Below are 8,477 nucleotides of genomic sequence, written 5' to 3' on the forward strand. Positions count from 1 at the left end.
TGCTCGACAATCCAAAAATAATTGAGAGGCTAGGACTTTTGTCCCAGCCTCTTTTTTCGTCAAAAAAAAACATCTAGCAAAATTGCTAGATGCTTCAAAAACCACAATTTTTAAACGTTTAGAACCTTATCCAAGAATTCTTTCAAACGTGGGTGTTGGGGGTTATCGAAGATTTGATCTGGTTTGCCATCTTCGAGGAATTCACCGTCAGCAGTGAAGATCACTCGATTAGCTACTTGTCGAGCAAATCCCATCTCGTGGGTAACGATGATCATGGTCATGCCTTGCTCTGCCAATTCTTTCATAACGTTCAATACATCTCCAACCATCTCAGGGTCAAGGGCAGAAGTAGGTTCGTCAAAGAGCATAATATCTGGATTCATGGCAAGTCCACGTGCGATAGCCACACGTTGTTTTTGACCACCGGAAAGGCTGTTTGGATTGGCATCGGCTTTATCTGCGAGACCAACTTTTTCCAACAATTCCATCCCGACTTTTTGAGCTTCCTCGCGAGTCATCAGTTTGTGCTCTACTGGCGCAAACATGATGTTTTCAATGACACTCATATGAGGGAAGAGGTTGAAGTGCTGGAAGACCATCCCGACATTTTCACGGACGATATCAATGTTTGTTTTAGGATCAGTGAGGTCATAACCATTCACGGTAATCTGTCCCTTGGTTACTTCTTCGAGAAGATTGAGACTACGAAGGAAGGTCGATTTACCAGAACCGGATGGTCCGATAATACAAACCACATCTCCTTCATAGAATTTTGTTGAAATTCCTTTTAGGACCTCATTTTCACCGTAGTATTTATGGAGGTCATGGACATCAATTTTTAATTTAGCCATTAGTTAGCCCTCTTTTCTAATTGTTTTGCAAATCGTGTTAGCAAGGTGATAATCACGAGGTAGAAGACGGCAAGGATCGCATACATCTTGAAACTTTGGTAGTTTCGGGCAATGATGATCTTACCAGTTTGGAAGAGTTCTACCAATCCGATCGCAGATACGATAGTCGTATCTTTCAGGGCAATGACGAATTGGTTAACAAAGTTTGGAAGCATGAGTTTGGTTGCTTGTGGCAAGATGATCTTGCGCATGGTCTTACCATAAGAGATTCCAAGGCTTCGGCTGGCTTCCATCTGTCCAATCGGTACAGCTTGGATCCCCCCACGGACAATTTCTGCGATATAGGCAGCAGCATTGAGGGAGAGGGCGATGGTACCTGCGACAAAGTCGTTGATTGGGGATTGATGACCTGTGACAGATTCAATCAAGTTTGGAATTCCCCAGAAGATGAAGGCTGCAAGGATCATGAGTGGGATCCCACGAATAACATCGACAAAGATTTCTGCTGTCCAGCGGAGCCACTTATAAGGACTAACACTAAACATCCCAAAGATAACACCGATCACCATAGCAATCGCGAAAGAGAGAAGTGCAAGTGCAAGGGTTACACCCAAACCACTTAGCAATTGTTTGTAGTTGTTTTGGAGCAAGCCCCAGATTGTTGTTTCATCTACGGCTGTACTTGAAGTACTTGATTTGCTATCTGACTTAAGATATTTATCGAGAATCTTTTGGTATTGGCCATTTTTCTTTAAGTTTGCAAGACCGTTATTGAACATCTCGATCAATTCAGGATTTTCACCTTTTTTAACGGCAAATGCTAGTTGACCACTTGGAGTTCCTTCGATAGGTGTTTTGAATTTACGTCCTTGTTTAATAGCGTATTTGATGACGGGTTCGTCATCCATAATCGCTGCAACCGAACCAGAATTCAAACTATCATACATAGAAGCTCCGTCAGAGAAAGTTTTGATCTTGTAGCCATATTTATTTTTATTCTTTTCAAGGAAGGTCTGCGATGCAGTTCCGTTTTTAACACCGACCGTCTTACCTTTTAAGTCATCGTAAGAATCAATCTTGCTATCTTCTTGGACTGCAAGAATAGAGTTAGCAGTATAATATGGTTCAGAAAAATCAAATGTTTCTTTCCGAGCATCGGTCACGGTCATCCCTGCGATCATTCCTTGCGCATGACCAGATTGGACATCACTTACCGCAGCGTCAAATCCAGGGTTATCAATTTCAATGGTAAATCCTTGGTCTTTAGCAATGGCCTTGATCAAGTCCATATCGATCCCTGTATACTTATTTTTCCCATTCTGGAAAACGAATGGTGCAAAAGATGAGTCACTTGAAATTACATATTTTGACTTTTTAGGCGTTGCTTTTTGTCCAGCAGGAGTAGTTGTTGTTGGAACAGCACTGTTAGCAGTTGATTGGCTTTCACCGGTCCATTTTTTGATGATCTCATCAAGTGTTCCATCAGCTTTCATTTGAGCGAGGGCCTTGTTAAATTCAGTGATCAACTTTTCATGATTTCCACCTTTTTTAACACCAAAGGCAAAGCCACCGACTGCTTCCCCGTCCATATTTATCGCTAGGTCCTGACCCTTTTGGATGGCATATTGAATGACGGGTTGATCATCCATGACTGCATCCACTGCACCAGTTGATAAACTGTTGTACATGAGATCACCCGTATCAAAAGTCTTGATCTTGTAGCCGTATTTGTCCTTGTTTTTATCGAGGAAGCGTTGGGCTGCAGTACCGTTTTTGACACCGACGGTCTTCCCTTTCAATTGGCTGTACTTCGTGATTTTGTCGGCTTTTGTAGTTGCAATGACAACCTTTGTATCGTAGTAAGTATCAGACATGGTGAAGACTTTTTCACGTTCAGTTGTTTTGGTCATTCCGGCCATAATGGCATCCGCTTGACCAGCTTGGACAGCATTAACTGCTGCATCAAATCCAGGGAAGGATTTATCTAAATCCCAGCCATTGATTTCAGCGACCTTGTCCAAGATTTCTACGTCAATTCCTTTATAGGTTTGATCTGAATCTTTAAATTCAAACGGAGCATAAGCTGTGTCGAAAACGACCTTGATCGTCTCAGCATGAGCATGACCAGCGAATGCTACCAGTGGAAATAAGAAAAGCAAATAGGCTAGTAATTTTTTCTTCATTTCTGTCTCCTTTTTCTTCATTTCTCTTTGGGTGTTTGACCCATGAGTGCATTGACCAAAGGATGGCCTGAAAAAACAAAACATTCATACCAAATAGAGTATGAATGATCTTATGTTTTTCTATAAAAGCTATTATATCAGAAAAGTATCAGTTCAGCAAGAAAAATCAACTTTCGATGTTAGGTTTTCTGACATGAAGTGGTGTTGCAGGTCTGGATTTTCTTTGCTACAATGGACCTATCAGATTAATGGAGGTTACTAGATGAAGAAAGGGATGATCATTCAAGGTATCAAAACGAAAGCTTCTGTGCCAGTTTTCGTTTGTACACTATTCTACGTGTTTTTAGCTTCCTTCTTTATAGAAGGAGGACTATGGCTCAGTAGTGAATTGGTGGGACCATTTTCCATTGCAATAGGTACTCTAACAGAGTTCTTCTCACCAGGAAATGGGGTTGCAAGTATTCAAGAGTTTTTCTACCATTACATTCTCTATTATCAGCTCTTCAGTTTCGTATTTATTTTGTTACTCTTTATTTTTTGGGTGAAAGTAATAGAGAAGAATCCCTTATCGACTTTAGGTTTTATAAAAAAGAACTGGCTCAAGTATCTAGGTTGGGGGATTTTGCTTTCCCTTCTTCAAATGGGTGTGATTGCCCTTGTCTACCAGGTTGGGGGAATCGGGACTTTTGAGTTGAATGAATTAAGTTTAGAACCCATTCTTTTTATTCTAGGCTTATTCCCATTTTGGCTCCTTCAAGGTGGTACAGAAGAAGTAGCGACGCGGGGTTGGCTCCTAACTCGGATTGCTGCAAGAGCCAATCTACCCTTAGCGATCTTGATTTCTAGTAGTCTCTTTGGCATTCTGCATATGGGTAATGCAGGAGTGACCTTCTTATCCGTTCTGAATATCATCCTTGATGGGGTGCTAGCTGGTCTGCTTTTTATCTATACCGATAGTATCTGGCTAGTGGTCGCTCAGCACGGGACCTGGAACTATGTACAAGGAAATCTCCTTGGTTTTCAAGTCAGTGGGACGGGGGCAGATGCCTCTATCTTCAGCTTTACCATGGGATCAGGACCTGACTGGCTGACCGGAGGGGAATTTGGAGCGGAAGGATCGATCATCACAACTCTGGTTCTTCTATTATCCGTCCTGATTGTTTACCGCTTAGGGGAAAGAAATGAAAGAGCTGTTGAGTAATAAGTGTGAAATGGCTGATAGGAAATAATGATAAATACGAAGACAGGCAAAATGCCGGTCTTTTTTATAAATTAAAAATGAAGGAAAGCCGAACACATATTGATGAGTTCGGCTTATTTTATATAATGGGAATAATTAGCTTGACTTGTGCACCATGATTAATATTTTCTAAATGCATCGTTCCATTATGGAGTTTCATGACGCGTTTCACAAAAGATAAACCAAGTCCATAGTGACTTTCTTGAGAGGGTGTTCTTGCTTGGTCATCTTTATAGAAAAGATTTCCGGCATGTTGTAGTATATTTTTTGAAAAACTAGATTGATTATTCCATATAGTTAGAACTAATTGACCATTTTCTTGTGACATTGTTAGCTGGATCTTTGCATCATTTTCTTTTTGATGTTGTATTGCATTATTAATGATATTTGTGATTGCTCGGAAAAATAGATTGGAATGAATTGCAATTTGTGTTGATGGAGTTACTGTGTTTGTAAAAATAAAATGTGTATTTCTGGGGAGTAAAGGTGAGATGTGTTCTTTCAATTGATGAGTTACTTGTTTAATTGATATCTTTTCAAGTTGAATATCATGGTCGTAAAAGGTTTTGGAGTATTGGATGAAGTGGTTAAAATAATCGTTTAACTGAATACTTGCTTGCTCAAGATCTTTTAGACATTCCATTGTTTGAGGGGTTTGCTCGGTGGATTGTAAGAATTCAGCATTTCCTCTGATGACAGTTAGAGGGCTACGAAGATCATGTGCAGCGCTAGATACTTGAAACATGAGTTCTTTTTTTTGATCTTTTTCATTTTCAATCCTATTTTTTATATCAGATTGCATTTTTTCGATCAGATCGTTTGTTTCAATGAATTCTTTAATCTGCAAATGGTGATGTTCATTTTTGGTGAAATATAGACCACTATGATAAACCATGTTCATTTCTTTTTGAATCTTGGTTAATAACTGTCTAATATTTATTACAATGATAACAATTAAAATGATGCAAAGATAAATCCAAGAACTGACGCTAAAAAATAAAGCAAAGCGATTGGCATTTTTCTCATTGATTCCAGATACAGAAGATAGAAGAGCGGGGAGTATGTAAAAAAGTATAAGACATAGAAGAAATTGCCAAATGATTTTAAGGTAGGTACGCTTAATGAGTTGCTTGATCGTCAATTCTTTTTCCATTTGTATCCTCCTCCCCATACTGTTTTGATTGGATCAATTTGATGAGTTTTAAATTTTTGTCTAATTTGATAGATGTATTCGGTGATTGACCGTAGTTGAGCATCAGAGCTTACAGGATAGAGGTAATCGTAAAGTTCCTCTACGCTAAATATTCGGTTTTCATTTTTAGCTAAAAGATAAAGTAAATCAAACTCTCGCTTAGTTAGTGATATTCTCTTTGATTGATAATAAACTTCTTGACGATCTCGATAAAAAGTAATATCTGAATTCATTTCTTCTTTAGAGGCAGGGTGAGATCTTTCTTCTCTACGAAGATGCATTTGAATTCTTGCAATCAATTCTTTAATGCTGAATGGTTTTGTGATGTAATCATCGGCTCCGGCTTGTATTCCTTTTAGTAAATCTTCTTCAAAATCTTTAGCGGTTAGAAATAAGATTGGAGTAGCAATTTGTGGACGAATGGAACGACAAATTTCTAAACCAGAAATAGGCATCATGACGTCAAGTAAAATTAGATCAAATCCAGTAAAGTCACAGATATTGATCTCCTCTATGTTTTTACGAGTTTCCACGTGAAAGTTGTTTGCTTCTAATGCATTCCCTAATAATCGTAAGATTTTTTCATCATCGTCAATGGCTAAAATTTTATACTTCATAGTACCTCCAATTATATGAGCATATTATAGCAAATATAGAATGTAATTTGTTGAAAATAAAAAAAATAATTATTCTGAGAATTTCCTGATTTTCTCCTGTTATACTTGCTCCAAGTGAAGGTGGAATTTCACTAAAAGTCAGAAGGGAAAAAGAATGAATGATAACAATTCAAAAGCTACATAAGGAATATAATAATAAAATTGTCCTTCAAAACGTGTCTTTCAAAGCCAAGAAAGGTGAGATTACTGGATTGATTGGACCGAATGGATCTGGAAAATCAACTTTAATTAGAATTTTACTTGGTTTAGAAAATAGTCAAATGGGAATGGCGTTGATCGACGGGAAAAAATACTCTCAATTGGGAGATAATCCTTTTTGTATTGTTGGATCATTCCTCGATAGTTGCCAACCTTACCCAACAAGAACAGGATTCCAGCATCTTCGGTGGATTGGCTTGGCTTGTGGTGTTGACAAAAATAGGTGCAACGAATGTTTAGAGTTGGTGGGGTTAAGTGAAGCTAAAAATAAAAAAGTAAAAGACTATTCATTAGGAATGAAGCAACGTCTTGGTTTAGCAACAGCCTTATTAGCAAATCCTGACATCTTAATTTTAGATGAACCAATCAATGGACTAGATCCAGAAGGAATACGCTGGGTACGCAATTTTTTGCAGTCTTTTGTCAATGAAGGTAAGACTGTATTAATGACAAGTCATTATATGAGTGAGTTAGAATTAACTGTAGATCATTTGGTTGGGATTTCTAATGGGAAGATTGTTATTGATGCTCCTACCAAAGACATTTTGAAACAGTTTGGATCTTTTGAGGATGCATATTTTATGGCACTCGAAGGGAAAGAAGGTGAATAAGATGTTGAAACGTTCCTTTTTTAGTGACCTCTATAAATATTGTAGTTTACCTACTTTTAAATTCACTTTTTTTCTTATTTTGGGAGTCAGCATTTTTTTTTCAATTCAAAATATCCAGGTGATAAATGCTTTAGTAGAAGGAAATGGACAGGCGGTTAACCTTGATCCATCTATGCTATCATCGAATCCAGTCTATACAGTCAGAGATGCTCTCTTATCCTCACCCTACCAAGCAAGTGTTATTTTCTTACCAATCTTAGTTTCACTTGTTTATTCAACCAATTACCAATTTGGTGATGATAATTTTACTCAGTTATTGATCCCAAACTGGAAAGTTCGTCTTACTGGGTTTATTGCAAGTTCGATTGTCTTATCGTTACTTGCTACTTTGATATTTTCTATAGTAAATGCTATTATCTTACTCATTTTTCTAGATTCAACTTTAAAGAATTATTTAGAATTTACATTGTTCTTAGATGTTACGGTAAGAGTTATGATATTTGCAATTGTTCTTACTTTATTAGCTTTACTTTTCGTAATAGTAACGAAAAAATCAATGACTTCATTAATTGCAGATGTTTTATTATTGGTAATCACTTTATCAGGTATTTTAAGAGGAATTTCCTCTAAAATTGAAAATCTATTGCCTTTGATTGGAGCAAAGTCATTTGCTTTTGGCCGAATTGAAGGGACTCAAACGAGCCAATTATATGGATTTACACTTTTAGTAGTAGAAGGAATCTTGTTCTTGGTATTCATAATGCTTGTAGAAATGATTCGAATAAGGAGGAAGAATGGCAAGAATATTTTTTAGTCTTATCGTCAAAAAATATAGTTTAAAACCCGTAAAGTACCAGATAGCTATACAGTCACTTTTGATAGGTTTTGTGTGTCTCTTAGGTGTTTTACCAGTTTCAATCAATGATACTGTTGTACAATTATCGATAAAGCAAGCTCTTGTTTTTGCATCAATGCTCTCTGTTAGTATTGGGTGTGTTAATGCATTTGTTGAGTTACAATCACACGAAACAAAACTAGTTTATTTGGTAAGTGGAAAAAGGATCTTAAGTTCAATTAGGATCCTGTTCGTAGAGTTATGTGATGTAGTACTACAATCAACCTTGTATTTCATTGTATTGCTTATATGGTTTCATTTTTTTAGTAGCGAAAATGGTGTCAGTTTAGAAATTTTCAGCTTCTATTTGATTGGCTCCATCCAATACTTTTTGATTTCTTACTTTTTAAGTTATTTTTTCAAAAGTCCAATGGGGAGTTTAGCTATTTTATTGCTATTTCCTATTTTAGTACAACCATTCATAGAAAGAGTAGTGGAACCATTGACTAGTTACCTATTTTATAATATTGTTGCAGATACAATGTTAGGGAGAGCTTCCAATCTGCAACTCTGTATTTACGTTATTGGATTTGTATGTTCACTTGGAGCAACTCTCTACTTCTTGGTAAGGAATCAAGAAGTTAAGTAGTAAATAAAAATGATACTGATGAGCAAACTTTTCTAATTTTG

At 37.1% G+C, this 8,477-nt stretch carries 8 protein-coding genes; 4 read left to right on the top strand and 4 right to left on the bottom strand.

Going from position 1 to position 8,477, the window contains the following annotated elements; translation table 11 throughout:
• Window positions 1–110: 110 nt before the first annotated feature.
• Together O3629_RS05660 and O3629_RS05665 are read right to left on the bottom strand one after the other, a co-directional pair.
• Entirely contained in the window at window positions 111–851 is a 741-nt protein-coding gene (locus O3629_RS05660) for an amino acid ABC transporter ATP-binding protein (protein WP_371608861.1), read from the bottom strand.
• Window positions 851–3,034 (bottom strand): amino acid ABC transporter substrate-binding protein/permease, encoded by a 2,184-nt coding sequence (locus O3629_RS05665; protein ID WP_371608862.1) that lies wholly within the window; start codon window positions 3,032–3,034, stop codon window positions 851–853. Before O3629_RS05665 ends, O3629_RS05660 begins: the two co-directional genes overlap by 1 nt.
• 262 nt (window positions 3,035–3,296) lie before the next feature.
• On the opposite strand from O3629_RS05665, the gene O3629_RS05670 reads away from it, so the two are divergent.
• Window positions 3,297–4,235 carry a CPBP family intramembrane glutamic endopeptidase gene (locus O3629_RS05670; protein ID WP_371608863.1) on the top strand — a complete coding sequence of 313 codons (939 nt, stop codon included), beginning with the start codon at window positions 3,297–3,299 and terminating at the stop codon, window positions 4,233–4,235.
• Between the two features lie 118 nt (window positions 4,236–4,353).
• On the opposite strand, the gene O3629_RS05675 is transcribed toward O3629_RS05670, so the two are convergent.
• Both O3629_RS05675 and O3629_RS05680 read right to left on the bottom strand, forming a co-directional pair.
• A complete protein-coding gene (locus tag O3629_RS05675) occupies window positions 4,354–5,427 on the bottom strand; it encodes a sensor histidine kinase (RefSeq protein ID WP_371608864.1) in 1,074 nt (357 codons plus the stop codon).
• Complete coding sequence (locus tag O3629_RS05680; RefSeq protein WP_371608865.1) at window positions 5,412–6,083, bottom strand: response regulator transcription factor; 672 nt, start codon at window positions 6,081–6,083, stop codon at window positions 5,412–5,414. The genes O3629_RS05675 and O3629_RS05680 overlap by 16 nt, the downstream gene beginning before the upstream one ends.
• Window positions 6,084–6,241: 158 nt before the next feature.
• On the opposite strand from O3629_RS05680, the gene O3629_RS05685 reads away from it, so the two are divergent.
• Genes O3629_RS05685 through O3629_RS05695 form a run of 3 tightly spaced genes read left to right on the top strand, consistent with a single transcriptional unit; the run spans window position 6,242 to window position 8,436 of the window.
• Window positions 6,242–6,952, top strand: a complete 711-nt coding sequence (locus O3629_RS05685) for an ABC transporter ATP-binding protein (protein WP_247913467.1) — start codon at window positions 6,242–6,244, stop codon at window positions 6,950–6,952.
• A gap of 1 nt (window position 6,953) precedes the next feature.
• Window positions 6,954–7,766 (top strand): hypothetical protein, encoded by an 813-nt coding sequence (locus O3629_RS05690; protein WP_247913468.1) that lies wholly within the window; start codon window positions 6,954–6,956, stop codon window positions 7,764–7,766.
• Window positions 7,747–8,436, top strand: coding sequence for a hypothetical protein (locus tag O3629_RS05695; RefSeq protein WP_371608866.1), 690 nt, complete (start codon window positions 7,747–7,749; stop codon window positions 8,434–8,436). The genes O3629_RS05690 and O3629_RS05695 overlap by 20 nt, the downstream gene beginning before the upstream one ends.
• The last annotated feature ends 41 nt before the right edge of the window (window positions 8,437–8,477 follow it).

This window comes from Streptococcus sp. 27098_8_12, assembly GCF_041432115.1.
In the GTDB taxonomy this organism is placed as follows: Bacteria; Bacillota; Bacilli; order Lactobacillales; family Streptococcaceae; genus Streptococcus; species Streptococcus parasanguinis_V.

Excerpts from the sequence above, each read along its gene's own strand:
- O3629_RS05685 (WP_247913467.1), top strand. The coding sequence starts at position 6,242 with ATGATAACAATTCAAAAGCTACATAAGGAATATAATAATAAAATTGTC.
- O3629_RS05670 (WP_371608863.1), top strand. The coding sequence starts at position 3,297 with ATGAAGAAAGGGATGATCATTCAAGGTATCAAAACGAAAGCTTCTGTG.
- O3629_RS05695 (WP_371608866.1), top strand. The coding sequence starts at position 7,747 with ATGGCAAGAATATTTTTTAGTCTTATCGTCAAAAAATATAGTTTAAAA.
- O3629_RS05675 (WP_371608864.1), bottom strand. The coding sequence starts at position 5,427 with ATGGAAAAAGAATTGACGATCAAGCAACTCATTAAGCGTACCTACCTT.
- O3629_RS05690 (WP_247913468.1), top strand. The coding sequence starts at position 6,954 with ATGTTGAAACGTTCCTTTTTTAGTGACCTCTATAAATATTGTAGTTTA.
- O3629_RS05680 (WP_371608865.1), bottom strand. The coding sequence starts at position 6,083 with ATGAAGTATAAAATTTTAGCCATTGACGATGATGAAAAAATCTTACGA.
- O3629_RS05660 (WP_371608861.1), bottom strand. The coding sequence starts at position 851 with ATGGCTAAATTAAAAATTGATGTCCATGACCTCCATAAATACTACGGT.
- O3629_RS05665 (WP_371608862.1), bottom strand. The coding sequence starts at position 3,034 with ATGAAGAAAAAATTACTAGCCTATTTGCTTTTCTTATTTCCACTGGTA.